This is a genomic window from Paraburkholderia sp. J41, from assembly GCF_905220235.1.
In the GTDB taxonomy this organism is placed as follows: Bacteria; Pseudomonadota; Gammaproteobacteria; order Burkholderiales; family Burkholderiaceae; genus Paraburkholderia.
This window is the reverse complement of sequence record NZ_CAJMZE010000001.1, coordinates 17,474-43,814: the sequence shown is the minus strand read 5'-3', so window position 1 is coordinate 43,814 and position 26,341 is coordinate 17,474. Positions and strand designations below refer to the sequence as shown.

The following is a 26,341-nucleotide window of genomic DNA, read 5'->3' as shown; positions in this document are numbered from 1 at the left end:
GCCCAAAGCCGGAAACCTCCGATATTAGCGCGGCTTCTGGCTGCCATTAACACTATTCGATTTTGTAAACGCGGCGCGCCCACTAGACTGCGGATTCAACCCGACGAGGAGCACGCCGTGTCCCGCAACGACGACGCCGCTTTCTGGCGCAACGCCCGACAACACCTGGTCCGCTACGGCGGCACGTTCGAGCCGATGATCATCGAGCGCGCGCAAGGCAGTTTCGTCTACGACGCCGACGGCCGCGCGATTCTCGATTTCACCTCCGGCCAGATGAGCGCCGTGCTCGGCCACAGCCACCCGGAGATCGTGGCCGTCGTCAACGAATATGCAGGCAAGCTCGATCACCTGTTCAGCGGCATGCTTTCGCGGCCCGTGGTCGATCTCGCCACACGGCTTGCCGCGATCACGCCCGCCGGGCTCGACCGCGCGCTGCTGCTGAGCACCGGCGCGGAGTCGAACGAAGCCGCGATCCGCATGGCCAAGCTCGTCACCGGCAAGTACGAGATCGTGGGCTTCGCGCAGTCGTGGCACGGCATGACGGGCGCGGCCGCTTCGGCCACCTACAGCGCGGGACGGCGCGGCGTGGGCCCGGCGGCGGTCGGCTCGTTCGCGATTCCCGCGCCGTTTGCCTACCGTCCGCGTTTCGAGCGCGGCGGGCAGTACGACTGGGGCGCCGAACTCGACTACGCATTCGATCTGATCGACCGTCAGTCGAGCGGCAATCTTGCGGCTTTCATCGCCGAGCCCATTCTGAGTTCGGGCGGCATCATCGACCTGCCGCCCGGTTATCTCGCGGCGCTCAAGCGCAAGTGCGAGGAGCGCGGCATGCTGCTGATCCTCGACGAAGCGCAGACGGGCGTGGGCCGCACCGGCACGATGTTCGCGTTCGAGCGCGACGGCGTGACGCCCGACATCCTCACGCTCTCGAAAACGCTGGGCGCGGGCTTGCCGCTCGCGGCCGTGGTCACGTCGGCGGAAATCGAGGACCGCGCGCACGAACGCGGCTATCTGTTCTACACGACGCACGTTTCCGATCCGCTGCCCGCGGCGGTCGGTTTGCGCGTGCTCGACGTCGTGGCGCGCGACGGGCTCGTGGCGCGCGCCAATGCAGTCGGCGCGCGGCTCGAACGCGGCCTGCTCGATCTGATGGAGCGTTTCGACTGCATCGGCGACGTGCGCGGCCGCGGCCTGCTGCGCGGCATGGAAGTGGTGAAGGACCGCCGCACGAAAGCGCCCGCCGACGGCTTGGGCGCGAAGATCACGCGCGAGTGCATGAAGCTCGGCCTGAGCATGAACATCGTGCAGTTGCCCGGCATGGGCGGCGTGTTTCGCATTGCGCCGCCGCTCACGGTAAGCGAAGAAGAGATCGATCTGGGCTTGTCGCTGCTCGGTCAGGCGATCGAGCGGTCGCTGTGAAAACGCGGCTGTGAAAAAGCCGCTGTGAAAAAGCCGCTGTGAAAAAGCGGCGGCGCCCGCACCGCGCGCCGCCGTTTTTATCGTCGATGGCGAGCTTTATTTGCCGGGCGTGAGCACCACGCGAAAGCGCGCCTTGCCGCTCATCATGTGCGCGTAAGCCTCGGGCGCGCGTGCGAGCGGATATTCCTCGGTCATCGGCTTCACGCCCGCAAGCGCGCTGAAGGCCAGCGTTTCCTGCGAGTCGGCGGCGGTGCCCGAGGGCCAGCCCTGCACCGAATTGCGGCCCATGATGAATTGCGCGATGGGCACCTCGACCGGCTCCTGCGAAATGCCGACCATGATGAGCTTGCCGTTGATGCCCAGCCCGCCGATGGCCGCGCTCATTGCCTTGCCGCTCGTGGCCGTGGCGAGAATCACGCGCGCGCCGCCGAGCGCCTGGAGCGCTTCGCCCACGTTCTGCGCTTCGCTGTCGATGTAGTGATGCGCGCCCAGTTGCTTCGCGAGCGGCGCCTTGTCCTCGCCGCGCGCGATGGCCACCGTCACGTAGCCCATCTTGCGCGCGTATTGCACGCCCAGATGGCCCAGCCCGCCGATGCCGAGGATCGCCACCACGTCGCCCGCCTGCGCGCCGCTCTTGCGCAGCGCGTTGAAAGTGGTGATGCCGGCGCAGAGCAGCGGCGCGGCGTCGATATCGGCGAGATCGTCGGGCATGCGCGCGAGCGCTTCCTGCGGCGCGACCATGTATTCGGCGTAACCGCCGTCGTAGCTGATGCCGGGCACGAGCGCGTTCTTGCAGAGAACGAAGTCGCCGTGACGGCAATTCTCGCAATGGCCGCAGTGACCGCCGTGCCAACCCACGCCGATGCGCTGGCCGGTTTTCCAGTCCTGCACGCCCGCGCCCACTTTCTCGATCACGCCCGCGATTTCATGGCCCGGCACGCGCGGAAATTGCAGGCCCGGCCACTGGCCTTCCACCGTGAGCGAGTCGCTGTGGCAGATGCCGCACGCCTGCACCTTGACCAGAACGTGCCCCGCGGGCGGCTCCGGCACGTTTCGTTCGACGACTTCGAGAGGACCGCCCGCTTTCGTGACCTGCACTGCCTGCATCGTTCGCATACGTGCTCCTTGCCATCTGCAATCGAGAACCGGAGAGAGAACCGTGCGACGCGTCGTGCGCGCCGCACGCATGACATGCGGCACCACCTCGCGACATTGTAGGACAGGACGGTTGGCGCTTAATCGGGCCCGATATTTGCTGCCGTCACGGCGTGCGATTACCACCGCTCAGGAGCGAACCGACATGAACAGGAGCTGGTTTTCAAGGTTCTCGAGCTGGCTTTCGTCGATGGCGGGCCGTCCCGCGACATTCGTGATCGCGGCGCTGCTCGTGGTCGTGTGGGCCGTCACCGGCTCCGTGTTTCATTACAGCGATACGTGGCAGCTCGTCATCAACACGTCGACGACCATCGTCACGTTCCTCATGGTGTTCCTGATCCAGAACACGCAAAACCGCGACACCGCGGCCATGCAGATCAAGCTCGACGAATTGATCCGCGCGCTTCAAGGCGCGCATAACGCGCTGCTCGATCTCGAAGAACTCGACGAGAAGGACTTGACGCGTTTTCGTAAGCAGTACGAAAAACTCGCGGACGAAGCTCGCGGCGCGCTGCGCAAGGGAAACAAGGACACCGATTCGCCGTTCGTCGACGACGAAGAAAATGAAAACGAACACGGCCATGACGGCGGCAAGCGGGAGAATGCGTGATGCGTGATGCGTGATGCGTGATGCGTGCGTGCGTGCGTGCGTGCGCGGCCGCGCCGAGCGGATGCGTGCGGTAGCTCAGCGGCGGTGAACGTGCGCCGCGCAGGCGGCCGTCGCGACTGCGGCCCGCGCCGGGAAAAATAGCCGGAACAATATTCGGAATAATCGGGCGATGGCGTTCGAACGCCTTGTGCCGAACGTTGCGCGCTCAACCGTCTTGCAGGAACCGGCTTGGCGAGACGCCCACGTGGCGAGCGAAGGCCACGCTGAATGCGCTCGCCGAGCTATATCCCACGCGCTCCGCCACTTGGGCGATGCCGCCAACCCGGCGGCGCAGCAGATTTTTTGCGAGCGCCATCCGCCACGAAAGCAGATATTCCATCGGCGCGATGCCGACGGCGCGGCTGAATCGCTCGAAAAACGCCGAGCGCGAGAGCGCCGCCGTTTCGGCAAGCTGCGCGACCGTCCACGCTTTTTCGGGGCGTTCGTGCATTTCGCGCAACGCGAGCGCGAGGCGCGCGTCGGCGAGACCGCGCACGAGACCGGGCGAGGTGGAGGTTTGCGCGGAACGCAGCGCCTCGATGAGCAGCACTTCGAGCAGACGCGCGAGCACGACTTCGCGTGCGGGGCGCTGCGCGCGCGATTCGTCGCGCACGAGTTTGACGAGCGTGGCCAGGCGCGGGTCGCCGCGCACGTGAACGAGTTCGGGCAGCAACGAGAGCAGCAACGCCGCGTCGGGCGAGCCGAACATGCAGTGGCCCACGAGCAGTTGCACTTCGGCGGGCGCGTCGGCATCGCCAAGACGAAAGCCGCCGCCGATCAGCTCGACGGGGGCGGTGTGACTCTCGGTATCGGCCGGCGGTTCGAGACTCGACATTTCGAATGTGAACACTTCGGGCACGAGCACGAAGTCGCCGGGTTCCAGCACGAGCGGCGCGCGCTGGTTGGCGGCCATGCGGCTCGCGCCTTCGAGCACCACGCAATAGAACGGCTCGCCGGCCTGCGTGCGGCGCACGCGCCAGCGCCCCGCGCCGCTCACGACTTTCGAGAACGCGGCCTGCGGTTGGAGCAGCGTGACGATCTCGGCGAGCGGGTCGGTCATTGCCGGACTTCCTCGAATGAAAAGTGGACGATTGATTGTAGCAAGTCCGGCTGCGGCGATTTATCGTTTCAAGCACTCAACGCCCAGGGAGTGCTCATGAATACCGTTCTCATCACCGGATGCTCGTCCGGATTCGGTCTGGAAACCGCCCGTTACTTTCTCGAACGCGACTGGAAGGTGATCGCGACCATGCGAACGCCGCGCGAGGATTTGCTGCCGCGCTCGGACAAGCTGCGCGTGATCGCGCTCGACGTGACCGACGCGCAAAGCATTCGCCGCGCGGTGGACGCCGCGGGCCAGCTCGACGTGCTCGTCAACAACGCGGGCATTGGCTTCCTGAACGCGCTGGAAGGCACGCCGATGGAGACCGCGCGCGAAGTGTTCGAAACCAATACGCTAGGCACGATGGCGCTCACGCAGGCCGTGTTGCCGCAAATGCGCGAGCGCAAGCGCGGTGTGATCGTCAACGTGACATCGACGGTGACGGTGCGCCCGCTGCATCTGCTTTCGGTGTACACGGCCAGCAAGGCGGCGGTGAATGCGTTCACGGAATCGCTCGCGCTGGAACTGGAGCCGTTCGGCATACGCGCGCGCATCGTGCTGCCGGGCCGCGCGCCCGACACGCGTTTCGGCGACAATGCCCGCACGCGCATGCAGGCCGGCTTTCCCAAACCGTATGAAGGCATCGCGCAGGAAGTGTTCGCGCATTGGGAAAAAGACACCACCATCACGCATGCGGCGGACGTTGCCGAAGCCGTTTGGCGAGCGGCCACCGACCCCGCCAGCCCGATGAACATTCCCGCCGGCGCCGACGCGAAAATCTGGTGGGATGCCGCGCACGCGTGAGCGGCGAGCCAGCGTCTTTCGTCTTGTTCGTGACGGAATAACGCGTCTTGTCGTTGCGCGTTTTCAGGAAGTCGTCTAGCGTCTAGCCGCGCGGGGCCGCGTCGCCATGCGGCTTGGACACCGTGGCCACGTGATGAACAAGAGGAGCGAAGATGCAAACCGCAGCAAACGTATTGCCGCCGCAAATCGTGGAAGATTTCGGCGGCGATCGTCTGGAAGCGCGCATGAGCGATGCGATCCGGCTTTCCACAGTGGGCGCGGACGGCTGGCCGCATGCGGCGCAATTGAGCGTGGGCGAAATTCTCGCGACCGGGGCGAGCGAACTGTTCGTGGCGATGTGGCCGAAGTCGAACACCACGGAAAACCTGAAGCGCGACGGGCGGCTCACGCTCTCGCTCGTGCATGGCGGCGCGCTGTTCGAAGTGCGTGCCCGCGCGAGTCTCGCAGCCGAACATCGAACCGCGCTCGATCTCGCGGTGTTTCGCGTGACGATCGAAGCCGTTGCCGAACATCGCGCGAAATATGCGGAAGTCGTGAACGGCGTGACGTTTCGCCTGCACGATCCGCAAGCCGTGCTGCCGCGCTGGCGCGAGCAGATCGCCATGCTGCGAACGGTCGCGCACGGTAGCTGACGCGCGGCGGAACGGGACTTGCTCACTGGACGGCACGGTCTAACGGAGTCCATCGATCATGAATATCTCGTTTCCTGAAGGCCCGCTCGTCTACGACGGCGACCGACTCGCGCTCGTGTTCACGGCCAAGGCGAACAACGACGACGTCGAACGCATCATCACGGCCGAGGCGCTCGAAGATCACTTTGGCGCGCAGTCCGCGCGCGAGGACGATTTGCGCGCGGCATTCGAGTCGCATCGCGATGCCATCCACAAAGCCACCGCGCGCTTGATCGAAGAAACCAAAGTGGCGGCCGTGACGCTGCGCAGCGGTTATCTGCGCATGTACGGCAGCCGCTGAGTCCTCAACGCAGATGCTTCGCGAGAAAGGCGTGCATCAGCGCCGCGGCTTCGTCCACTTTCTCGTCCAGTGCGAAATGGCCCGCGTCGAGCAAATGCACCTCGGCATCGGGTAAATCGCGCTGATACGCCTGCGCCGCCGACGCTACGAACGAGCTGTCGTAGCGGCCCCACATCACGAGCGTGGGCGGTCGTTGCGCGCGCAACCAGGCTTGCCAGCGCGCGTACGAAGCCACGTTGGTGCGATAGTCGTAGAGCAGCGCGGCCTGGATTGCGGCTTGGCCGGGACGCGTGAGGAACGCGTATTCGTCGGTCCAGGTGTCGGGGTCGTAGCGCTCGGGATGCGGGCTGTCGCCGTCGTGGCGAAACTTCGTGGCTTCGTACGAGGTGAACGCCGCGAACACCTCCGGATGCGCTTGCGGGTCGTTCCAATACTGTTTGATCGCCGCCCACTTGCGGCCGAGGCTTTCCTCGTGGCTGTTGGCGTTCTGGATCACGAGCGTCTGCAAGCGTTCGGGATGCGCCAGCATGATGCGAAACCCCACCGGGCCGCCATAGTCCTGCAAATAGAAGCTATAACGGTCGATGCCGAGCTGTTCGAGCAACGCGCCGATCGTGTGCGCGAGACGGTCGAACGTATAGGCGAATTGCGAGGGCGGCGGCGCGTCGCTGTGGCCGCAGCCGGGGTAGTCGGGCGCGATGACGCGATAGCGCGTGGCGAGCAGCGGGATCAGCGTATCGAACATGCGCGACGACGAAGGAAAGCCGTGCAGCAGCACGAGCGCGGGCGCGCTCGCGGGGCCGGCTTCGCGATAGAAAATGCTCAGTCCTTCGACGTTCGCGCGCCGGTATGAAACCGACGTGGAATCGGAAACGTTGGGCGGGGACGCGTTCTCGCTCATGATGGGCTCCGTTCGGCGAATGCGGCATGAATGCGGCACGAATGCAGGCATGTCGTTGCACAAGCCGCATGATCGCGCGCGACGCGCGCTCGCGGAATCCCTCGAACGCGGCAAGCATCTTTCCGAAAAACGGAAGGGCGCGGGCGAGCACCGTGCAAATCCGCGCCGATCGGGCGAGCGTCAGCGAAATAGCGCGGTGGCGTCGAGATCGGTGAGCTTGTCGAGCGTGTCGCGGCGCGTGTCGCAGTCGCGGCGGATCACGTCGCCTTGTGCGATCCACACCGCCAGCGAAACGATCGCGAGACTGCCGAGCGCGACGAATGCCACGGGATAACCGTAGCGGTTCGCGAGCCAGCCGCCCAGCAGCGGGCTGAGGCAGCCGCCCGCCGCCTCGATGCCGAGCACCGCGCCCTGGCCGAGGTTGACGCGGCCGCTGCCGTGCAGCAGATGCACGACCAGCGCGGGAATGGCGACCGCCTGCAAGCCCGAGCCCAGACCGTCGAATATCTGCACCGGCACGATGCCCCACGGCGAGGCGAGCCACGCGGCCGTGAGCGCGCGCGCGGGCAATGTGACGAAGGTCGCGAGCAGCACCCACCAGAAGCCGAAGCGGCGGATCAACCGGCTCGCATAGATCGCGGCGACGAGCATGACGATCTGCGAAATCACGATGTTGGCGGCCGTGATCTGGCTCGCGCCGCCGCGATGCGCGGCCGCGACCGCGAGGCTGTAGAGCGGCAGCATTGCCGAATTGCCGAGGCTGAACGCGGCCAGCACGATGGCGAGCAGCAGCAGCGAACGATTGCGCAGCAGCATGCGCATGCTGTCCGCGTGAATCTTTGAGGTGTCCTGATCGTCGTCTTGCGCGAGACCGCGCGCGTAGTGGCGATGCACGGCGCGCGCGGGAATCAGCATTACGGAGACGATGCACGCGACGCCGAACAGCGCGCACAACGCGAACACATACGGCAGCCCGAGCCACCAGCCGGCCGCGCCCGAAAGCACGGCGGCGGCGATGTTGCCCGCGTGGTTGGCGACCTGATTGCGGCCGAACTGGCGATCGAAGTTTTTCTGGCCCGCCATGCCGAGCGTGAGACCCGTGAGCGCCGGGCCCATCACCGAGCCGGCAATGGCCGTGGCGATCTGCGAAAGCGTGATCGGCCAGAAGCCTTGCGAAAACCAGATCACGCAGGCGGCCATGATGGTGAGCACGCTCGCGCCCACGACCACGGCGCGCCGCTGGCGCAACGCGTCGACCAGCGCCCCGGCGGGCGCCGTCACCAGCATGCCCACGATGGCGCCGAGCGTGAGCACGGTGCCGATGGTGTCCGGCGTCCAGCCCTGCGCTTGCAGATAGATGCCGAGAAACGGGCCCGCGCCCGCCTGAATGTCGGCCGCAAAGAAGCTGACGGCGAGAAGAGGAAAAGTCGGCTTCACACGCAGACGGGGCTCCTGGCTGTTTCGACTGTTGTTGGCGCACCGCCGCTTTGCTGCGCGGCGTGGGCGGCGTTTTCGGTCGCATCAGCAAGTCGCGCGCCCGCGCGTTCGGCGCGTTCGGTGCAATTGGTGCATTCGGTGCAATCGGCGCAATCGGCGCAATCGGCGCAATCGGCGCAATCGGCGCAATTGGTGCGTTCGGTGGAGAGTCTGTGTTCGAACTGCCGTGTGGAGGCTTCGCGGGCGCGCGCGTTAGCCGGGCCAGCCGAACGCGTGTATGGTCGCGAGCGGCTCATGCGTCGCCACGGCGGCGCAAATCTGTCCCGGCATCGGCAGATCGACGACATGAATCTGGCCGCCCGATGCCGTTTCGGCGATCAGCGTGGCGCCGTTCTGCGAAACGATCGCGGGCCACGCATCGTGCGCGGGACCGGACAGCGTGCCGCCGAGCCGCGAGGCGCTTTCGCGATAGAGACGGTCGCGCGCGTCGTCGAAAAGATGGCGCGCGGGCTGGCGCACCGCGGGCTCGGGCACCGTCGCGCCGATCGCGAGCCGGCGCTGCGAGATCGCCAGCAGAATCCACACGCCCGCATAGGCGACGCGAATCTCGATGGCGGGCGAGCACGCCGGGCTCAGCAGCTTCAATTCGCCTTCGGTCACTTCGTGCAGCTCGATCTTGCCCGGCTCGCAGCCGAGCATGGTCGAAAGCGTGTGGCGCAGAAACACGCGGCTCACGAGATAGCGCTTGCCGAGCGCCGGGCTCAGCCCGCGTATGGCGCGATGCTGCTCCTTGCGCGGCAGGTCGAGTGTGGCGAGCGGGCGGGTGGTGGCGTCCCATTCCGCGCGCAGCCGCCAGAGCATGAGTTCGCCGCGCGCAGGCAGGCGGTTGCGCTGAAACGCGGCTTCGTCGATGCGTCTCGGCATGAAATGCAGGCCGGGCGTGCGATAGACGGGGTGAGTGCCGCTTCGTTCGGTCGACGGCGGGGAGAAGTGTCGATTGGGCATCCGTGTTCTCGGGGCGCGGGACGGCGCACGCTGGTTCGGAGCCCTAAGCATGGAGCGCCGTGACGTGACACCGCTTCGCGTTGCATCGCGCGCGTCAGATCGTCAGATCGACGCGCGGCCGAACCACTCGCGCACGTGGTTCGCGCGTGGCGGGCGCGGCGGCGCGCTTTCGCGCGTCTTTGGCGTGCCGACGAAGAGAAAGCCGATGAGCGTGTCCTCGGCTTCGAAGTCGAGCGCCGCCTTGAGCGTGGCGTCGTACGAATCGGCGCCGGTCGCCCAGAAGCCGCCGTAGCCCAGCGCGTGAATGGCGTTGAGCATGTTCATGGCGGCCGCGCCCGCGCAAAGCAATTGCTCGCTTGCCGGGATCGAGCCGCGCGTGATCGACACGCCGAGCGCGATGATGACGGGCGCGGCCAGCGCGCGCTGGCGGCGGTGCTCGTGCGCGGCGCGCGGCGTGCCCGGTTCGCGCGCGGCGGCGATGTCGACCAGCACCTCGCCGAGTTCCGCGCGTGCCTCGCCGCGAATCAGCGCGAAGCGCCACGGTTGCAGACGGCCGTGGTCGGGCGCGCGCAGGGCCGTGTCGAAGATGAGATCGAGTTCGGCGTCGCTGGGCGCCGGCTCGGTCAGCGGCCAGTGCGACCGGCGGCCGAGAAGCATGTCGAACACGGCCTCGGTTCGAGGCGTTGAGGCGATCGGGTTCGCTACCGTTTCCATTGCAGGTTCCGAAGTAGGTCGAGTCGACATGATGCTCAAAAATCGGCGTATTTGCAAATGATTCTCATTTAGTAAAAAATGCAGGACGGGAGGAATGCGGGGAGCTGGCGTAAGGAACGCTTTACGGCGTCCGCGTACCGGCAAATCGGCCCGATTTATGGTATATGAATGGAAATAATTCTCATTTTTCTCAGGATTGCTCTCCGGATCGAAGCGCGCCCTCGTATTGGCGCGCGTTTGCCGCTCCCACGCCACAGGCTGCCCCAGCGACCGTTTGCCGATGAATCTCGACCTTCAAACCTCCCCGACTTCCCGTGTTTCAGCGCCGCCGCCCGCGATCGGCGAATCTCTCTACGAAATCGACGGCGCGTCGTTTGCCGTCGGCGAACGCACGCTCTTGCGCGACGTCACGCTCACGCTGAAGAAGGGCCGCGTGATCGGTCTGATCGGGCACAACGGTTCCGGCAAATCCACGCTGCTCAAGCTGCTCGCGCGCCAGCAGCAGGCCAGCGCGGGTTCGATCGCGTTCGAGGGGCGCGCGCTGCGCGAGTGGGATCACCGCGCGTTCGCGCGCGAGGTCGCGTATCTGCCGCAACAGTTGCCGAGCGCCGACGGCATGACGGTGCGCGAACTGGTCGCGCTCGGGCGTTATCCGTGGCATGGCGCGCTGGGGCGCTTTACGTCCGCGGATCGCGAGAAGGTGCAGGAAGCGATGCAGCTCACCGACGTGGAAGGCTTCGCGGACCGGCCCGTGGACAGCCTTTCGGGCGGCGAGCGCCAGCGCGTGTGGATCGCGATGCTGATCGCGCAGGACAGCCAGTGCATGCTGCTCGACGAACCGATTTCGGCGCTCGACATCGGCCATCAGCTCGAAGTGCTGGGGCTGGTTCGCCGCTTGAGCGAGGAGAGAGGCATCGGCGTGGTCGTCGTGCTGCACGACATCAACATGGCCGCGCGCTTTTGCGACGAACTCGTCGCGCTCAAGGGCGGCGCGCTGCTCGAACACGGCACGGCCGAGCAGATGATGACGTCGGCCACGCTGGGCGCGATCTACGGCGTGCCGATGGGCCTCGTGCCGCATCCGGCCGGCGGGCGGCCGATCAGCTACGCGCTGTAAGCAGTGCGGTTCGCGGCGCTCGCTTGCCGGTTATGCGTGCCGTTATAGGCCAGTGAGATAGGCCAGCGAGATAGGCCAGTGAGATAGGCCAGGGACGAGGCGGCCCGTGCGTCGCCGATACGCGGCTCGTGCGTGAGCAAACGGCGGTCATGTTCCGCGCGGGGCCGCTTCCGTATCGTCCGATGCCGCTTACGCGCGGCAAATGCCGGAGGCGCGGCTCATACGCGCCTGGATGCGGGCCAAATGCCGCTCAAGTTCCATACACGCGCGCCGCAAAACGCGCGCGCACGCGTCGGCCGCAGCGGCGCAGCACGCCGCCCGCGCTGAACAGCCCCATGCCGATCATCATCGCGCCGATGGTCGTCGCGGCCAGTTGATCGAGATGACGCATGCCCGCGAGCGTGCCCAGCGCGCCCACGGCGGCGGCCGTGGCCGAAAGCGCGTCGAGGCGCGCATGCCACGCGCCGGCCTTGAGCGCATCCACGGCGTGCGCGTGCGCGTCGTCGAGTTGCGCGGCCGTGGCGTGCAGATGCCGCGCGACGCACTCCCTCGTGGCGATCACCACGATCGCCACCACGAGCGCGCCCGTTTGCGCCGCGGTCGAAACCGCGTCGTCGGCGGGCGCCGCCAGCGCTTGCGCGAGCATGAACGCGCCGGCCAGCGTGGGCAGCAGCGTGGTCGCGGTGGCGGGCAGCCATGCGGCCGGACGCCGGGCCGTGCCGCGCGCGAGCCAGATCGGCAGGAACAGCAGTGCGTCGATGGCGAGGTCCACGAACGTGTGCATGCCGTCGGCCACGATGGCGTGCGAACCGGTGACGTAGCCCGTGGCGATCTGGACTGCCATCAACGCGAGATTGGCCGCCGCGCTGAGGCGCGCGGCGCGCAGTGACGCCTGTTCGGGATGAGCCGTGACCGGAGGCATGCCGTGTTCATGTGCGAAGTTCGGGTCACGAGAGGGTAGGGGTTGAGAATGGCAGTGCGATGACAGGCCGGATGAAAGGTTGCGCGGGCAACGGATGCGAACGGATGCAAACGCGGCACAAATGTCACTAACCGTCTGGCGCGAAGCGCGCCGGCCACAAAATCACGCGCAAGCGTGGCGGGAAAAACGGCGATGCGCGGTTGGCCGCGCCGCCGGTCGCTCAGGAAGCGAAGGCATCGTCGGCATGCGCGAATTCGCGCAACGCGCGCGTGCCGTCGCTTTGCGCTTCGCGCTCGTCGGAAAACGTCGTTTCGCTGTAAGCAACCAGCCGGAACCCGCTCCCGGCCTGCCGTGGAACGGTGATGCCCCAATGCCATCCGCCTTCCTGCTCGAAGACGTGCAGCGCGGGCGGCATAGGCAAAGCGTCGAGGAAACCGGCCATATCCTGCCCTCCTTTCGAATGCGTCCTGCGGAGCCGAAGCGGCAAATTCAGTGTAGGCCGGGTTTTGGTGCGATGCAACAAAACCCATGATGCCGCATCGATTTTTTACTTTTGCTCACACAGGGCCGCGGGGCCACATCGCGCCGCAACGGCGAAATCCGCCCGCCGATCAACCAGCGCGCCGCCATCCTGTTCGGCTTGATCGACGGGAACGGCAGCGCCACGACTGCCGTGGTCTAGTCAGAACGCCTGAATAATTGCGGTGGCGAGGCGCAATGCCGGCGCGCTTCGCATGGCCAACGCACCCGGCGCATGAAGGCGCAAAGAAGGCCGAAGAGGGCCGAAAAATGCCGAAGAAGGCGCCGCGCTTTTTGTCGGCCCGGCGATGCGCTTCGTCAGGCGCTGTGCCGTGCGTCGTTCTCCGCGCCTTGCCGTGCTGTGCGCCGCGCGATCCACTGCGCGAGCCAGCACACGCCGAGACTCGCGCCGCCCACCACGCCGCCGAAGGTGCCGGTCCAAGAGAGGCCGAGATCGTGCGCGATATGGTTGCCGAGCAGCGCGCCCGCGCCGATACCCACGTTGTAAAGCCCCGAAAACAGCGACACGGCGAGATCCGTGGCGTCGGGCGCGAGATGCAGCACTTGCGCCTGCATCGCCAGACCGAAGCAGATGATCGCGCCGCCCCACACGAGAATATGCACGGCCAGCGTGCCGATGGTGAGCGCGCAGGGAAACAGCACGAGCAGGCACGCCGCGACAGTGCCCACGGCGCGCAGCAGGAACAGGTCGGGCTGGCGCGCGTAATAGCGGTTGAAGAAGAAGGCGGCGGGAATGCCCGCCACGCCGAACAGCACGAGCAGGAACGTGATGCGGTTGCTGCTCGCGCCATTCACGAGATGCACGAACGGCTCCAGATACGTGTACGCCGCGAAATGCGCGGTGACGGTGAGAATGGTCACGGCATACGTGAGCATCAGCACCGGATTTTTCAGCAGGCCGGGCAGGCTCGCGAGCGAGCCCGTGCGCTCGCTTGGCAACGCGGGCAGCGTGAGCCACACCACGAACGCGGCGAGCGCGGCCACGCCGGCGATGATGAGAAAGGTTTCGCGCCAGCCGAACGCCTCGCCGATCACGCGCCCGAGCGGAATGCCGGCCACCATTGCCACCGAAGTGCCGATGGCCAGCATGCCGAGCGCGCGGCTCTTGTCTTGGGGCGGCGCGAGCCGCACCACGAGCGAGACGGAAATCGACCAGAAAATCGCATGCGCGAACGCAATGCCCATGCGGCCGAGCACGAGAATCGCGAAGTTGGGCGCCACGCCCGTCACGATATGGCTCGCGACGAACAGCACGAAAATGCGCACCAGCAGCGTGCGGCGCTCCACCTTGCGCGTGAGCAGCGTGAGCGGCAGCGAGGCGACGGCCACCGTCCACGCATAAATCGTCATCATGAGGCCGACGTCGGTGGGCAGCATGTCGAGGCTCGCGCCAATCGCGCTGAGCAAACCGACCGGCACGAATTCGGTCGTGTTGAAGATGAACGCCGAAAAAGTCAGTGCAAGCACGCCCCACCAGGGGCGCTTGAAGTCAGCAAGATCGGAAGAGGGCATGAGGGAATCGGGTTGAGGCGCGTGCGTCCGCACATCATATACAACTCGATTCTTCGGCCAAGTCATGGTGAGCGGGCGCTTTGGCGTCACCGCCGCGCGGCGCGCAAGTCTCCGGTCGTCGAACTCGCGCGGCCGGGACGTTGGCCGGGCGCACGCAGGCAATAGCGCACGCTTCACACATGCTTCACACGTGCTTCGCGCACGCTTCACGCTCGCTTCACGCTCGCGCTTCACGCACGCTTCACCCAACGGAACCGGCCGCGCCCGCGTCGCGCCACGGCGCGAGCCCATGCGGGCATTCGACCGTCGACGGGCGGCAGCCGTGCGTGGGCGCGAACAGGCGCCGGCGCATCGGCACGTCGTTGCGGCAAGCAAGGCAAGCGCCGGCGGCGAGGCGGCTCGTGCGCGGCGCCGCGGCTTAGAAGCGGTCGGCGCGAAACGGATGCGGGTCGGCCACGGGGCGCGCGCCCGTCACCATCTCCGCGATCAGGCGGCCCGTGACCGGCCCGAGCGTGAGCCCATGATGCGCGTGGCCGAACGCGAACCAAAGGCCGTCGTGCCGGGGCGCTGGCCCGATGACTGGCATCATGTCCGGCGTGCAGGGGCGGCAGCCGAGCCACGGCTCGGCGTCCACGCGTTCGCCCAGCGGGAAGATTTCGCGCGCGCGCGGTTCGGCGGCTTCCAGTTGGCGCGGCGTTTTCGGCGCGTCGCGCAGGCCGAGTTCGACGCCGGTCGTGAGGCGGATGCCGCGCACCATCGGCGTGATGAGAAAACCGCCTTCGGCGTCGAGCAGCGGCTGGTTGAGGCGCGCGCCGTCGCGGGCCGCGTAGTGCATGTGATAGCCGCGCTTGACCGCGAGCGGCAGATCGTAGCCGAACCCGCGCGCGATCTCGCCGGACCACGGCCCCATGGCGATCACGGCGTGGCTGGCCTCGACGGGGCCGTTTTGCGTCGTCACGCGCCAGGCCGGTTCAAGCGTGTTCGCATCGCCCGTCAGCACCTGGCCGCCGCGCGCCTCGAACAGCTTCGCATAAGCGGCGACGAGCCCGCCCGGATCGCTCACCGAATCGGCCGAAGTAAAGCGCAGCGCGCCCGCGAACGCGGCGCGCAACGCGGGCTCGGCCGCTTGCAGCGCCGCGCGGTCGAGTGCTTCGTAAGGCACGCCGTATTCGACTTGCGCGCGCCGCGCTTCGGCAAGCGCGCGTTGCAGCGCGGCTTCGGTGCGAAACGCCTTGATCCAGCCGCCCGTGCGCAGCAACGCCTGCGCGCCCGCCATTTCGACCAGCGCGCGATGCTCCGTCACGCAATGCTCGATGAGCGTCGAATACGCGCGCGCGATGCGCGCATGGCGGTCGGCGCGCGAATGATGCCAGTAGCGATAGAGGAACGGCGCGAGCGCAGGCAGCGCGGCGGGGTGATAGCGCACGTCGGCGCTGCGGTTGCTCGCGTAGCGCGCGAGCGTTGCCGCGTCGCGTGGAAACGCGTAGGGAAACACGCCTTCGCGCTGGATCAGCCCCGCGTTGCCGAGCGAGGTTTCGTTGCCGGGCGCGCGGCGGTCCACGAGCGCGACGTGGAGGCCGCGCTGCTGCAAATGCAGCGCCACCGAAACGCCGACGATGCCGCCGCCGAGCACCACCGAATCGAATTTCATCGCGGATTTGTCCTCGCTCAAGGCGCCTGGAAGTGTGCGCTATGATACGGCACGCCCGAACGCGTGCCGCGCGGGCGCCTCCTCAAGCTCGCCGCATGCGCCTCGACCCCTACAGCCTCGAACTCTTCATCGCCGTCGTGCAGGAAGGGTCGATCGCGCGCGCCGCGAGCCGCAATCACATCGCGCCTTCGGCGATCAGCCGCCGTCTCGCCGACCTCGAAGCGGCCGTCGGCATGCCGCTGCTGATTCGCTCGCACGGCGGCGTCGAACTCACGGACGCGGGCCGCCACGCCTTCGCGCGCGCGCAGGCGCTGCACGATCAGCTTCAGACCTTCGCACGCGAAGTGCAGTCGCAAAGCGGCGAGATCGCGGGCGTCGTGCGCCTCTATGCGAACGCCTCCGCGATCGTGGGCTTTCTGCCGGAGCGCCTGCGTGCGTTCCAGGCCGCGTATCCGCTCGTGCAGATCGCGCTCACCGAGCAGATCAGCGACGAAGTGCTGCGCGCCTGCGTGGACGATCGCGCCGACGTGGGCGTGTCGGCCAGCGCGGCCGCGCCCGCCGGTCTCGAATCGTGGCCGTTCGCCAACGACCCGCTGATGGTGGTGCTGCCGCCCGATCACGAACTGGTCGCGCACGCCGCGCCCACCTTCGCCGAGGTGCTGCGCTTTCCGCTCGTGGCGTTGCAGGCGGGCGGCTCGCTCGACCAGACGCTCAAGGAGCGCGCCGACGCCGCGCGGTTGCCGCTCAAGCTCGCCGTGACCGTCAACAGTTTCGACGCGCAATGCCGCATGGTCGAAGCGGGCCTCGGCATCGGCATCGTGCCGATCAGCGCGGCTTCGGCGTTCGCGGGCTCGCGCGGTTTCGTGCGCCGCCCGCTCAAGGAAGCGTGGGCCGAAGCGCGCGCGCTGCGCGTGCATGCGCTGCGCAAGTCGTCGCGGCTCAAGGCGGTGCAGGCGCTCATCGACGCGTTGATCCAGCCGTAACCGCAACATCGCCGGGCGCTAGCCGATCTGCCGCCGGAAATCGGCGCGCCGCAACGTTGTCGCAATGTCGTCGCAACTTCGTCGAAACTTCGCTGCAATGTCGCCGAAACTTAGCCGCAACGTCGCCGCAACTTAGCCGCAACGTCGTCGAAACTTAGCCGCAACGTCGCCGAAACTCAGCCGCAATGTCGCTGCAATGTCGCCGCAACTTCGCCGGGGATCGCGGCAAGCCGCGCCAGGGTTAGCCCGGACATCTCGATCGGCGATGCCCCCGTTGCCCATCGAGCACTTCGCCTTGCGCGCGCGCGGCGTCTAGATTGCGCACAAGGAGACGACGCATGGCAACCCCGCAAGCAACCCTCGATCTGAACGGCCGCGTGCTGTTTCTGTGCAACGACGCGGCGCGGATCGACCGCCAGCTCGCGGGCGGCGCGCTCGCGAACGTCGCGCCCGAGGCGTTGCGCGACGACGTCTCCACCGACGAAATCACGCCGATGAGCGTGCTCACGCGGTTCGACGAACGGCTGGGACGCGTGCCCTACGTGGGTCTGCGCGTGGACGGCCGCAACCCGATCGGCGTGGACGCGGTGCGCGACGGCGGCTTTTGCGTGACGGTCGCGGGCCACCGCTACGGCAAGGGTTCGTCGCGCGAGCATAGTCCGCTCGCCGAATTGAGCGCGGGCGTCCGGCTCGTGATCGCCCGAAGCTTCGAACGCATCTATCGCCAGAACGCCGACAATCTCGGGCTGTTCACGTCGACGAATTTCGGGCTGATCGAGCGCATCCAGCGCGGCGAGCCGATTTTCATCGACGAACTCGTGGCCTCGCGCGATGGCCTCGCGGCGGAAATTCTGCGCAGCGGCGGCTTGCTGCGTTACGGCGCGCGCCACATGCGCGCGATCGCGCCGGCGCGGGCTGCTATCGACGAAAAACCGCGCACGCTCGCGCAGAAGATCCTGGAACGCCACGCGCTGAGCGTGGCGGGCACGAGCGCGGCGCTCACGCCCGGCGCGGGCGTGTTCGTGCGCGCGGACTGGCGCTTTATCCACGAGTACTACACGGGCATGGCCACGCACATGCTGCACGCGGCGTTCGGGCGTCCGCTCGCGCTGCACGAGCCGCATTCCCTGCTCGCGTTCGAGGATCATCTTTCGTATGCGCACAAGAGCGCGCTGCACGTGCGCAACGGTCTGCTGCCCGACGTGCGCGAGCTTTCGGCCGCGCACCGCGCGTTCGTGAGCGACTACGGCATTCGTCACCACGGCTATCTGAATCCGCTCGCCGGGATCGGCGGCGCGCCCGCCGGCGATGAGGCTTCCGAAGGCTCGGAAGGCATCTCGCACGCGATGATGGCCGAGCGTTATGCGCTGCCGGGCCAGGTGGTGGTCGGCACGGACTCGCATACGCCGCACAGCGGCGCGCTCGGCTGCGTGGCGTTCGGCGTGGGCACCACCGACATGGCGAACGCGTTCGTCACGGGCGCGGTGCGCATGACGGTGCCGCAGTCGCTGTTGATCCGCTGCGACGGTGCGCTCGCACGCGGCGTCACGGCCAAGGATCTCGTGCTGCATCTGCTTGCCGATGCGCGCATACGCGCGGGTCTGGGCGTGGGCAAGGTGTTCGAGTTCGCGGGCGCCGCCGTCGCGCGTCTTTCGACCGACGAGCGCGCGACGCTCACCAACATGGTTGCCGAACTGGGCGGCTTCACGGGCATCGTCGCGCCCGACGAGGAGACGGTGCGCTTCCTGAAGGCGCGGCGCGGCGTGGACTTCGCGCTGGAGCCGTGGATGCGCAGCGACCCCGGCGCAATCTACGCCGAAACGCTCGACATCGACTGCGCGCGCATCGTGCCGATGCTGGCCGCGCCCGGCGACCCCGGCAACGGCGTGGCGCTGCGCGATCTCACGGAGCGGCCGCGCATCGACATCGCTTATGGCGGTTCGTGTACGGCGGGCAAGCGCGAGGACTTCGACCATTATCACGACGTGCTCGCGTGGGCGGCCGCGCGCGGGCTGCGCGTGCCCGAGGGCGTGACGCTCTATCTTCAGTTCGGCACTGCGGACGTGCGCGACTATTGCGAGCGCCAGGGCTATCTCGCGGCGTTCGGGCAGGTGGGCGCGGTCCTGTTGCAACCCTCGTGCGGCGCCTGCGCGAACTGCGGGCCGGGCGCGTCGACGGACCCGAACCAGGTCACGATCAGCGCGATCAACCGCAATTTCCCGGGGCGCTCGGGGCCGGGGCAGGTGTGGCTCGCGAGTCCGCCCACCGTCGTGGCGAGCGCGTTGGCGGGCACGATTGCGTCGTTTGCCGAATTGCAGGCGCGATACGGTTGAATTTCAAGCAAAATAGCGGGCTTCGCACGCGCGCCGGATCGCGGCCCACGATCGCCGGTCGTTGCCGACGTTGCCGGTAACGACGGACGACACGCCGGCGGCGCGCCGCGATTCACCGCAACGCTGTTCAGGAGACAAGCATGGCCTCATTCGAGGTGGAGGGCGCGACCCATGCGCGCGCCGCGACGGACACTCCCGCCGGGCCCGAACGCGTCGTGGCCGCGAGTCCGGGTGCGAGTCCGGGTGTAATTGCCGCGCGCCTCGACCGGCTGCCCGCCACGCGCGCCGTGTGGAAGCTGATCCTGCTCCTGAGCCTGGGCTTTTTCTTCGAGCTTTACGACCTGCTCTACACGGGCTACGTCGCGCCGGGCCTCGTGAAAAGCGGCATGCTCACGCCGACCACGACGGGCCTGTTCGGCACTTCGGGTGTCGCGAGCTTCATCGCCGCGCTGTTCAGCGGGCTTTTTGTCGGCACCATCGCGTGCGGCTTTCTCGCCGACCGCTTCGGCCGCCGCTCGATTTTTACGTGGTCGCTGCTCTGGTACGTGGCCGCGAATACGGTGATGGCGTTCCAGCAGAGCGCGGCCGGGCTGAACTTCTGGCGCTTCGTCTCGGGCATGGGGATCGGCGTGGAACTCGTCACCATCGGCACGTATCTCTCCGAACTCGCGCCCCGGCACCTGCGCGGCCGCGCGTTCGCCGTATGCCAGACGATCGGCTTTTTCGCCGTGCCGGTGGCCGCCTGGCTTTCCTACCGGCTCGTGCCGAACGCGCCTTACGGCTTCGACGGCTGGCGCTGGGTCGTGCTGCTGGGCGGCGTGAGCGCGCTGTTCGTGTGGTACTTCCGCCGCAATCTGCCGGAAAGCCCGCGCTGGCTCGCGGGTCAGGGCCGCCTCGCCGAAGCCGACGCCGTGCTCGCCCGCCTCGAAGCGCAGGTCGCGCGCGAATCGGGCCAGCCGCTGCCCGCGCCCGCCGCGGCCGAACCCGTGGTGGCGAAGGCCGGTTTTGCCGAAATGTGGAAGCCGCCGTACCGCAGCCGCACGATCATGCTCGTGATCTTCCACGTGTTCCAGACCATCGGGTTTTTCGGCTTCGCGAACTGGGTGCCCACGCTGCTCGTGAAGCAGGGCATTTCCGTCACGTCGAGCCTGCTTTACACCACCGTGATCGGGCTGGCCGCGCCGCTCGGGCCGCTGCTCGGCTACTGGATCGCCGACCGTTTCGAGCGCAAGCACGTGATCGTGTTCATGTCGGCGGTCAATATCGCGGCGGGCCTCGTGTTCAGCCAGGTCACGTCGGCAGGCGCGATCGTCGTGCTGGGCGTGCTGCTCACGCTGGCGGGCAACATCATCTCGTTCAGCTATCACACGTATCAGCAGGAGCTTTATCCCACGGCCATTCGCGCGCGCGCCGTGGGCTTCGTCTATTCGTGGAGCCGGCTTTCGGCGGTGTTCAGCTCGTTCGCGATTGCGTTCACGTTGAAGGAATTCGGCGTGACGGGCGTGTTCGTGTTCATTGCCGGGGCGATGGCGCTCGTGATCGTCGCGATCGGCTTGATGGGGCCGCGCACGCTCGGCAAGTCGCTGGAGCGGATTTCGCACTGAGTCCGCATGCGGGGCAGGTCGGGCGCGCAGCTTTGGCGCAGCGTCACGGAATTGTCATGATAATCACGCGAAGATGTGGCCCCACCGCATCATCAGATCGACGGAATTCCGATGACCACGCCCGACGCGCCGAACGACCGCCACGACACCGAGGACGACGCCCCCGCCGCCTCCAACGCCGCCTCTAACGCCGCTTCCAACGCCACCGATAGCGCGGCGCGCGCCGGCGACCCGCAAACGCCCGCGCGCCCGGGCCGCCGCCGCTTCATCGGCGGCGCGGCCGCCATGGCGGTGGGCGCGGGCCTCGCGGGCTGCGCCGCGCCGCCGACGCGCGAGAGCGTCGTGACGGGCGCGGCCGCCGGGCCGGAATTCGACCGTTCGCTGCGCGGCAAGGTGAAAACGGTCGTGGTGATCTACGCGGAAAACCGCAGCTTCAACAACCTGTTCGGCGACTTCCCCGGCGTGGAGCGCCCGCTTTCGGCGCTGAAGCCCGAGGACTACACGCAGCGCGACCGCGACGGCTCGGTGCTGCCCAGGCTGCCCGCCGTGCCCGGAGGCTGGCTGCTCAAGGATCAAGTGGCCGACGGCGTGAGCTACAAGGCCGGCCAGCAATATCAGACGAACCTGCCGAACGCGCCGTTCGCGCTCAAGGGGCCGCAGGGCGAAAACCTGCCGCTTTCGCTCGTCACGCATGACTTGTGGCACGTGTTCTATCAGAACCAGATGCAGATCAACGGCGGCAAGAACGACAAGTTCGTTGCGTGGGCCGACTCGGCCGCCTTCACGATGGGCCACTACGCGAACGCGAGCTACGACCTGCGCCTGTGGGACCTCGCGAGCGAATACGTGCTTTGCGACAACTTCTTCCAGGGCGCGTTCGGCGGCTCGTTCCTCAATCATCAGTATCTGGTCGCGGCCACGCCGCCCGTGTATGCGGACCCGGCCAACAGCATCGCGAAGTTCCAGATCGCGACCACGCAGAGCGGCCGCCCCGACGATCCCAATCTCAAGCCACTCGACGTCTCGCCCAAAAGCGCGCTGGAAGGCATTCCGAAGTTCGGCCCGAGCGCGCTCACGCCGCCCGAAACGCTCGCCAACGGCCGCACGGTGAGCTACGCGGTCAATACGATGATGCCGCCGTTCGCGCCCACGATTTATCCCGTCAAGGCCGACGGCGTGGTGGACTTCACGCTCGACGGCAACGCGATGGCGCTGCCGCCGCAAACGCACGAGCACATCGGCGACAAGCTCGACAAACGCGGCATCGGCTGGGCGTGGTATGCGGGCGCGTTCGAGCAGACGCTGGAGATGCACGGCAAGAATCTCACCGCCGGCACGCCCGTCATTCCGAACTTCCAGTATCACCATCAGCCGCTGAACTACTTCGCGAACCTGGGGCCGGGCACGGCCTCGCGCGCGCGGCATTTGCGCGACGGCGGTCTTGGCGACGACGAAAGCACCAACCGCTTTCTCGCCGACGCGCGCGCCGGGCGCCTGCCCGCCGTCACGTTTTACAAGCCGCAGGGCAACCTCAACATGCACGCGGGTTACGCCGACGTCGCCTCGGGCGACCGCCATATCGTGCACGCGGTGAAGGCGCTGCGCGCGAGCCCGCAGTGGGAGAACATGGTGATCGTCATTACCGTCGACGAAAACGGCGGCTGGTGGGATCACGTGGCGCCGCCCAAAGGCGACCGCTGGGGGCCGGGCACGCGCGTGCCGGCGCTCGTGGTTTCGCCGTTCGCGAAGAAGGGTTACGTCGATCACACGATTTACGACACGGCCTCGATCCTGCGTCTCGTCACGCGCGTGTACGACCTCGAACCGCTCGACGGCGTGCGCTCGCGCGACGAGGCGATGCGCGCGCGCGGCCAGGCGCCGATGGGCGATTTGACCAACGCGCTCAATCTCGCCTGAGCGCGGCGACGCACCTGCGCTTTACGTCGCGGAGGGCGCGGCGCGGATCGACCGGCTCCGGCTGGCCAGGCGGCCGCGCTCAGTCGCTTCGGATCGCCGCGCGCTCGCCGTTCAGAATGCCGACGAGCAGCTCGCGAAACCAGCGGTTGCCGTCGTCGCCGTCGTATAGCTCGTGCCAGTGGATCGTCGATTCGAAATGCGGCAGATCCACGGGCAGCGGGTAAATCGCGAAATGGCCCTCGGCGTTGTAGAAGTCGGCCACGCCGCGCGGCAGCGTCACCATCCAGTCGGTGCGGCGCAGGATTTCCGGGCACACGTTGAAATGCGAGACGCGCAGCGCGATGCGCCGGTGCAGCCGCGCGAGCCGCAACGACTCCTCGATCAGCACGTGGCTGCGGTCGAGCGAGGCCACGGCCACATGCGACATCTCCAGAAACTGAGCCGCCGACAGGTGGCGCGCGGGCAGCCCGGCCCGTTTGCGCGTCATGCACGCATATTCCTCGTGAAACAGCAGCGCATATTCGGTGGACGCCTTGAGCGAAGGAAGATTGCCGATGGCGAAGTCGAGTTGGCCGAGCCGCATGTGTTCCTCGATATCGGTCAATAACACCGCTTCGGCGGAAATTCGCACGCCGGGCGCCAATTGCTGAAGCTGTTCGCAAATGGCCGGCAGAAACACCTGTTCGCCGACATCGGACATCGACACGCGAAATTCCCGCGTGCTGGTGGCGGGGTTGAACGGCTCGCCGTGGCGCAGCGCCTCGCGCGCCGCCGCGATGGCGCGGCCGACGGGGTCCTTGAGCCGCTGGGCGACCGAGGTGGGCAGCATGCCGTCGGGCGTGCGCACGAACAGCGGATCGTCGAACAAGGCGCGCAGACGGCCCAGCGCATAGCTCGTGGCCGGCTGGGAAAGACCGAGCCGCTTGCCCGCCTGCGTGAGGCTGCGCTCCTCGAGCACGGCCTGGAACACGCGAAGCAGGTTGAGATCGACCTTGTTGAAATCCGTCATGTGCCGCCGTCCGCTGTGCTTGTGCATGGGGAAGGGCAGTATAAGGCGGCGGAGCAGGGAGTTCGCGCGATGGCGGCGTTGGGTGGCGTTTTTAGCCGCTTCGGGAAGTTTGCCAGTGTCGTTGGGACAGCTTGCCTTAAATCGGCGTTGCCGGTTTTTGTTATCGGGCGCTTTTGTGTCGCGTATATCGCGTATGTCGCGTGTGGCGCGGCTTTCTTGTCGAAATCTCCGTTTTTGCGCTTGCCGTCGAACCTCCTGGGATGTTCCCTAATGAATCGAATCATTCGAATGATTCGATTGACGTTGCCGGAGCGGGGTTCTAGACTGCCTTCATCGCGGACGTCATCCCGCACGCCGCCACCCCAGGAGATAGCCATGCCGAATTTCATCAAGCACATTGCGTTCAAGGTCGAGGACGTGGAGAAGGAGCGTGCGTTCTACGAGAACGTGTTCGGTTACCGGCACGTCAACACGGTGCGCCGCAAAGGCAAGAACGGCGATCACATCTCGCATCACCTTACCGACGGCTATATGGACCTGACCCTGATCCACTACGAGTCGTCGAATTCGGATGAAGCCGATTTCGCGGGCCCGGCGCCGTGTATTCATCACATCGGCATGGAGGTGGAAGACCTCGACGCGTTCATCGCCGACATCAAGGCGAACGGCGGCGAGATTCTTACCGCGCCCGGACACTTGCCGGTGAAATTCCGCTCGCCGAACGGACCCGTTGCCGAAGTCGTGCCGATGAAGCGCTGGGAAAAGGACACGCTTGCGGCGGGCGTGCATGGAGAAGTGCTGGAATAAGCCGATGATGTGGTTGCGCGGCGGCTCGCGTCACAGCGCGAGGCTGGCAACGCCGGCGATGGAGGGATGCGCCTCGTAGAAGGCGTGCCCGTGGATGGCTTGGCGCGGATAGATGCTGAAGCGCTAACGCTCGCCGACGGCCTTGCATGGGGTTGGAGTAAGCGCTAAAGCGCTAACTCCAGCCGACAGCCTTGCATGGGGCTGGAGTAAGCGCTAAAGCGCCAACTCTCGCCGACAGCCTTGCATGGGGCTGGAGTAAGCGCTAAAGCGCCAACTCCAGCCGACAGCTTTGCATGGGGCGGGAGTAAGCGCTAAAGCGCTAACTCCCGCCGACAGCTTTGCATGGGGTTGGAGTAAGCGCTAAAGCGCCAACTCCAACCGACAGGAGACAAAGATGGCATCGACTCGCCCCACGAGACGATTGAGCGCCACCAACGGCGTCCTGGTCGTGCTCTGCATCATGTCGTTCCTGATGTACGTGGACCGCACGAACATCTCCACCGCCGCCCTCGCGATCCGGCACGACCTCGCGCTCAGCAACGTTCAGCTCGGCCTCGTGTTTTCCGCGTTCGCGCTCACTTACGCCTTCGCCATGATCCCCGGCGGCTTCATCGGCGACCGGCTCGGCGCGCGCAAGATGCTCGCGATCTGCGGCGTGCTCTGGGGCGTCGGCACCCTGCTCACGGGACTCGCCGGCGGATTCGTCACGCTGCTGCTCGCACGCTTCGTGGTCGGGCTCGGCGAAAGTCCCATCGTGCCCGCTTCCGCGCGCGCGCTCGCCGCATGGATGAAACCCGACCAGCGCGGCTTCGCGCAAGGCATCACGCACGCCTGCGCGCGGCTCGGCAACGCGTCCACGCCCATTCTCGTCGCCGCGCTCATCGGCGCCTTTTCGTGGCACGCGGCGTTCGTGATACTCGGCTTCGCCAGTCTCGCCTGGGTCGCGCTATGGGTCTGGTATTACCGCGACGACCCCGCCGATCACCCTTCCATCACGCCCGCGGAAATCGCGCGTCTGCCCGCGAAAGTGGGCCGCCAACGCGTGCCGATGCGCTGGAAACCGCTGCTGCGCGCGCTCTGGCCCGCCACCGTCGTGAGCTTCTGCCACGGCTGGATTCTGTGGTTCTTCCTCAACTGGATGCCGTCGTTTTTCGCGCAGGCGTATCACCTCAACATCCGCCATTCCGCCATCTTCAGCTCGGGCATTTTTCTGAGCGGCGTGGTGGGCACCACGTTGGGCGGTTCGTTGAGCGACTGGCTGCTCAAGCGCACGGGCAATATCCGCCGCGCGCGGCAGACCGTCATCACCGTGGGGTTTCTCGCCCCGATCCTCTTCTTCGTGCCGATGTTCCTGCATCCCTCGGCCACGGCCGCGGGCTTTTCGCTGGCGGCCGCGCTGTTTCTCTCCGAACTCGTGACCGCGCCGCTATGGGCCGTCGCCATGGACCTCGCGCCGAATCACGCGGCCACTTCGAGCAGCATCATGAACACGGGGCTCGGTCTCGCGGCTTCGGTGTCGCCGCCGCTCGTGGGTTTTCTCGTCGACGCCATGCATTCGTGGCAGCCCGTGTTCGCGCTCTCGATCTTCTTTCTCGTGCTTGGCCCGATTGCCGCGCACTGGATTCGCCCCGATCGTCCGTATCTCGGAGAGCCGAAAACGGATGGCGCCGAATCGTTGCAACCGTCCGGCGCACTCGCGCCTCAAATGGACGTTTCGTAATCCGAAATAAATCGCGCGAACCTGCCGGCTTTCGCGCAGGAAGCCTAAAAACCCGCCGCCCGAAGGCA

At 66.9% G+C, this 26,341-nt stretch carries 23 protein-coding genes; 12 read left to right on the top strand and 11 right to left on the bottom strand.

Annotated elements, in window-relative coordinates; genetic code table 11:
* Window positions 1-117: 117 nt before the first annotated feature.
* The gene (locus U5805_RS00195) at window positions 118-1,419 is read left to right on the top strand and encodes an aspartate aminotransferase family protein (protein WP_322101408.1); all 1,302 of its coding nucleotides are present in this window, start codon (window positions 118-120) and stop codon (window positions 1,417-1,419) included.
* Between the two features lie 96 nt (window positions 1,420-1,515).
* On the opposite strand, the gene U5805_RS00190 is transcribed toward U5805_RS00195, so the two are convergent.
* Window positions 1,516-2,535: an alcohol dehydrogenase gene (locus U5805_RS00190; protein ID WP_322101407.1), complete on the bottom strand. Its 1,020-nt coding sequence runs from the start codon at window positions 2,533-2,535 to the stop codon at window positions 1,516-1,518.
* 184 nt (window positions 2,536-2,719) lie between these two features.
* Between U5805_RS00190 and U5805_RS00185 the strand changes: the two genes are divergently transcribed.
* Complete coding sequence (locus U5805_RS00185) at window positions 2,720-3,184, top strand: low affinity iron permease family protein (protein WP_322101406.1); 465 nt, start codon at window positions 2,720-2,722, stop codon at window positions 3,182-3,184.
* A gap of 205 nt (window positions 3,185-3,389) precedes the next feature.
* On the opposite strand, the gene U5805_RS00180 is transcribed toward U5805_RS00185, so the two are convergent.
* Entirely contained in the window at window positions 3,390-4,283 is an 894-nt protein-coding gene (locus tag U5805_RS00180; protein ID WP_322101405.1) for an AraC family transcriptional regulator, read from the bottom strand.
* Between the two features lie 96 nt (window positions 4,284-4,379).
* Between U5805_RS00180 and U5805_RS00175 the strand changes: the two genes are divergently transcribed.
* From U5805_RS00175 to U5805_RS00165, 3 genes are all read left to right on the top strand, one after another.
* On the top strand, window positions 4,380-5,129 hold the full coding sequence (locus U5805_RS00175; protein WP_322101404.1) for an SDR family oxidoreductase: 750 nt from the start codon (window positions 4,380-4,382) through the stop codon (window positions 5,127-5,129).
* Between the two features lie 152 nt (window positions 5,130-5,281).
* On the top strand, window positions 5,282-5,761 hold the full coding sequence (locus tag U5805_RS00170) for a hypothetical protein (RefSeq protein ID WP_322101403.1): 480 nt from the start codon (window positions 5,282-5,284) through the stop codon (window positions 5,759-5,761).
* 58 nt (window positions 5,762-5,819) lie between these two features.
* Window positions 5,820-6,101, top strand: a complete 282-nt coding sequence (locus tag U5805_RS00165; protein ID WP_322101402.1) for a DUF1488 domain-containing protein — start codon at window positions 5,820-5,822, stop codon at window positions 6,099-6,101.
* Window positions 6,102-6,105: 4 nt separating this feature from the next.
* On the opposite strand, the gene U5805_RS00160 is transcribed toward U5805_RS00165, so the two are convergent.
* The 4 genes from U5805_RS00160 to U5805_RS00145 all read right to left on the bottom strand — a co-directional run bounded on the left by U5805_RS00160 (window position 6,106) and on the right by U5805_RS00145 (window position 10,158).
* Window positions 6,106-7,002, bottom strand: a complete 897-nt coding sequence (locus U5805_RS00160) for an alpha/beta hydrolase (RefSeq protein ID WP_322101401.1) — start codon at window positions 7,000-7,002, stop codon at window positions 6,106-6,108.
* A 180-nt stretch (window positions 7,003-7,182) separates the two neighbouring features.
* Complete coding sequence (locus U5805_RS00155; protein WP_322101400.1) at window positions 7,183-8,439, bottom strand: MFS transporter; 1,257 nt, start codon at window positions 8,437-8,439, stop codon at window positions 7,183-7,185.
* 252 nt (window positions 8,440-8,691) lie between these two features.
* Window positions 8,692-9,363 carry a hypothetical protein gene (locus U5805_RS00150; protein ID WP_322101399.1) on the bottom strand — a complete coding sequence of 224 codons (672 nt, stop codon included), beginning with the start codon at window positions 9,361-9,363 and terminating at the stop codon, window positions 8,692-8,694.
* Between the two features lie 183 nt (window positions 9,364-9,546).
* Window positions 9,547-10,158 carry a nitroreductase gene (locus tag U5805_RS00145; protein WP_322101398.1) on the bottom strand — a complete coding sequence of 204 codons (612 nt, stop codon included), beginning with the start codon at window positions 10,156-10,158 and terminating at the stop codon, window positions 9,547-9,549.
* Between the two features lie 280 nt (window positions 10,159-10,438).
* Between U5805_RS00145 and U5805_RS00140 the strand changes: the two genes are divergently transcribed.
* Window positions 10,439-11,275, top strand: coding sequence for an ATP-binding cassette domain-containing protein (locus tag U5805_RS00140; protein WP_322101397.1), 837 nt, complete (start codon window positions 10,439-10,441; stop codon window positions 11,273-11,275).
* 250 nt (window positions 11,276-11,525) lie between these two features.
* Here U5805_RS00140 and U5805_RS00135 read toward each other — a convergent pair whose 3' ends face one another.
* From U5805_RS00135 to U5805_RS00120, 4 genes are all read right to left on the bottom strand, one after another.
* A complete protein-coding gene (locus tag U5805_RS00135) occupies window positions 11,526-12,197 on the bottom strand; it encodes a cation transporter (protein WP_322101396.1) in 672 nt (223 codons plus the stop codon).
* A 220-nt stretch (window positions 12,198-12,417) separates the two neighbouring features.
* The gene (locus U5805_RS00130; protein WP_322101395.1) at window positions 12,418-12,612 is read right to left on the bottom strand and encodes a hypothetical protein; all 195 of its coding nucleotides are present in this window, start codon (window positions 12,610-12,612) and stop codon (window positions 12,418-12,420) included.
* Between the two features lie 422 nt (window positions 12,613-13,034).
* A complete protein-coding gene (locus U5805_RS00125; RefSeq protein WP_322101394.1) occupies window positions 13,035-14,249 on the bottom strand; it encodes a sugar transporter in 1,215 nt (404 codons plus the stop codon).
* A 418-nt stretch (window positions 14,250-14,667) separates the two neighbouring features.
* A complete protein-coding gene (locus U5805_RS00120; protein ID WP_322101393.1) occupies window positions 14,668-15,900 on the bottom strand; it encodes an FAD-dependent oxidoreductase in 1,233 nt (410 codons plus the stop codon).
* A 95-nt stretch (window positions 15,901-15,995) separates the two neighbouring features.
* Between U5805_RS00120 and U5805_RS00115 the strand changes: the two genes are divergently transcribed.
* From U5805_RS00115 to acpA, 4 genes are all read left to right on the top strand, one after another.
* On the top strand, window positions 15,996-16,883 hold the full coding sequence (locus tag U5805_RS00115) for a LysR family transcriptional regulator (protein WP_322101392.1): 888 nt from the start codon (window positions 15,996-15,998) through the stop codon (window positions 16,881-16,883).
* A gap of 338 nt (window positions 16,884-17,221) precedes the next feature.
* Complete coding sequence (locus U5805_RS00110) at window positions 17,222-19,216, top strand: aconitase family protein (protein WP_322101391.1); 1,995 nt, start codon at window positions 17,222-17,224, stop codon at window positions 19,214-19,216.
* Between the two features lie 140 nt (window positions 19,217-19,356).
* Entirely contained in the window at window positions 19,357-20,820 is a 1,464-nt protein-coding gene (locus U5805_RS00105; protein WP_322101390.1) for an MFS transporter, read from the top strand.
* Window positions 20,821-20,931: 111 nt separating this feature from the next.
* On the top strand, window positions 20,932-22,737 hold the full coding sequence (acpA, locus tag U5805_RS00100) for an acid phosphatase (RefSeq protein ID WP_415914513.1): 1,806 nt from the start codon (window positions 20,932-20,934) through the stop codon (window positions 22,735-22,737).
* Window positions 22,738-22,816: 79 nt separating this feature from the next.
* Here the strand turns inward: acpA and U5805_RS00095 are convergent, their stop codons facing one another.
* Complete coding sequence (locus tag U5805_RS00095; RefSeq protein WP_322101389.1) at window positions 22,817-23,746, bottom strand: LysR family transcriptional regulator; 930 nt, start codon at window positions 23,744-23,746, stop codon at window positions 22,817-22,819.
* Window positions 23,747-24,121: 375 nt separating this feature from the next.
* Here U5805_RS00095 and U5805_RS00090 point away from each other — a divergent pair, with 375 nt between their 5' ends.
* A complete protein-coding gene (locus U5805_RS00090) occupies window positions 24,122-24,553 on the top strand; it encodes a VOC family protein (protein WP_322101388.1) in 432 nt (143 codons plus the stop codon).
* Window positions 24,554-24,947: 394 nt separating this feature from the next.
* Window positions 24,948-26,273: an MFS transporter gene (locus U5805_RS00085; RefSeq protein WP_322101387.1), complete on the top strand. Its 1,326-nt coding sequence runs from the start codon at window positions 24,948-24,950 to the stop codon at window positions 26,271-26,273.
* Window positions 26,274-26,341: the final 68 nt, after the last annotated feature.

Excerpts from the sequence above, each read along its gene's own strand:
- U5805_RS00105 (WP_322101390.1), top strand. The coding sequence starts at position 19,357 with ATGGCCTCATTCGAGGTGGAGGGCGCGACCCATGCGCGCGCCGCGACG.
- U5805_RS00165 (WP_322101402.1), top strand. The coding sequence starts at position 5,820 with ATGAATATCTCGTTTCCTGAAGGCCCGCTCGTCTACGACGGCGACCGA.
- U5805_RS00110 (WP_322101391.1), top strand. The coding sequence starts at position 17,222 with ATGGCAACCCCGCAAGCAACCCTCGATCTGAACGGCCGCGTGCTGTTT.
- U5805_RS00140 (WP_322101397.1), top strand. The coding sequence starts at position 10,439 with ATGAATCTCGACCTTCAAACCTCCCCGACTTCCCGTGTTTCAGCGCCG.
- U5805_RS00130 (WP_322101395.1), bottom strand. The coding sequence starts at position 12,612 with ATGCCGCCCGCGCTGCACGTCTTCGAGCAGGAAGGCGGATGGCATTGG.
- U5805_RS00170 (WP_322101403.1), top strand. The coding sequence starts at position 5,282 with ATGCAAACCGCAGCAAACGTATTGCCGCCGCAAATCGTGGAAGATTTC.
- U5805_RS00090 (WP_322101388.1), top strand. The coding sequence starts at position 24,122 with ATGCCGAATTTCATCAAGCACATTGCGTTCAAGGTCGAGGACGTGGAG.
- U5805_RS00145 (WP_322101398.1), bottom strand. The coding sequence starts at position 10,158 with ATGGAAACGGTAGCGAACCCGATCGCCTCAACGCCTCGAACCGAGGCC.
- U5805_RS00135 (WP_322101396.1), bottom strand. The coding sequence starts at position 12,197 with ATGCCTCCGGTCACGGCTCATCCCGAACAGGCGTCACTGCGCGCCGCG.
- U5805_RS00150 (WP_322101399.1), bottom strand. The coding sequence starts at position 9,363 with ATGCCGAGACGCATCGACGAAGCCGCGTTTCAGCGCAACCGCCTGCCT.
- U5805_RS00085 (WP_322101387.1), top strand. The coding sequence starts at position 24,948 with ATGGCATCGACTCGCCCCACGAGACGATTGAGCGCCACCAACGGCGTC.
- U5805_RS00190 (WP_322101407.1), bottom strand. The coding sequence starts at position 2,535 with ATGCGAACGATGCAGGCAGTGCAGGTCACGAAAGCGGGCGGTCCTCTC.
- acpA (WP_415914513.1), top strand. The coding sequence starts at position 20,932 with ATGACCACGCCCGACGCGCCGAACGACCGCCACGACACCGAGGACGAC.
- U5805_RS00115 (WP_322101392.1), top strand. The coding sequence starts at position 15,996 with ATGCGCCTCGACCCCTACAGCCTCGAACTCTTCATCGCCGTCGTGCAG.
- U5805_RS00180 (WP_322101405.1), bottom strand. The coding sequence starts at position 4,283 with ATGACCGACCCGCTCGCCGAGATCGTCACGCTGCTCCAACCGCAGGCC.
- U5805_RS00120 (WP_322101393.1), bottom strand. The coding sequence starts at position 15,900 with ATGAAATTCGATTCGGTGGTGCTCGGCGGCGGCATCGTCGGCGTTTCG.
- U5805_RS00185 (WP_322101406.1), top strand. The coding sequence starts at position 2,720 with ATGAACAGGAGCTGGTTTTCAAGGTTCTCGAGCTGGCTTTCGTCGATG.
- U5805_RS00160 (WP_322101401.1), bottom strand. The coding sequence starts at position 7,002 with ATGAGCGAGAACGCGTCCCCGCCCAACGTTTCCGATTCCACGTCGGTT.
- U5805_RS00095 (WP_322101389.1), bottom strand. The coding sequence starts at position 23,746 with ATGACGGATTTCAACAAGGTCGATCTCAACCTGCTTCGCGTGTTCCAG.
- U5805_RS00125 (WP_322101394.1), bottom strand. The coding sequence starts at position 14,249 with ATGCCCTCTTCCGATCTTGCTGACTTCAAGCGCCCCTGGTGGGGCGTG.
- U5805_RS00175 (WP_322101404.1), top strand. The coding sequence starts at position 4,380 with ATGAATACCGTTCTCATCACCGGATGCTCGTCCGGATTCGGTCTGGAA.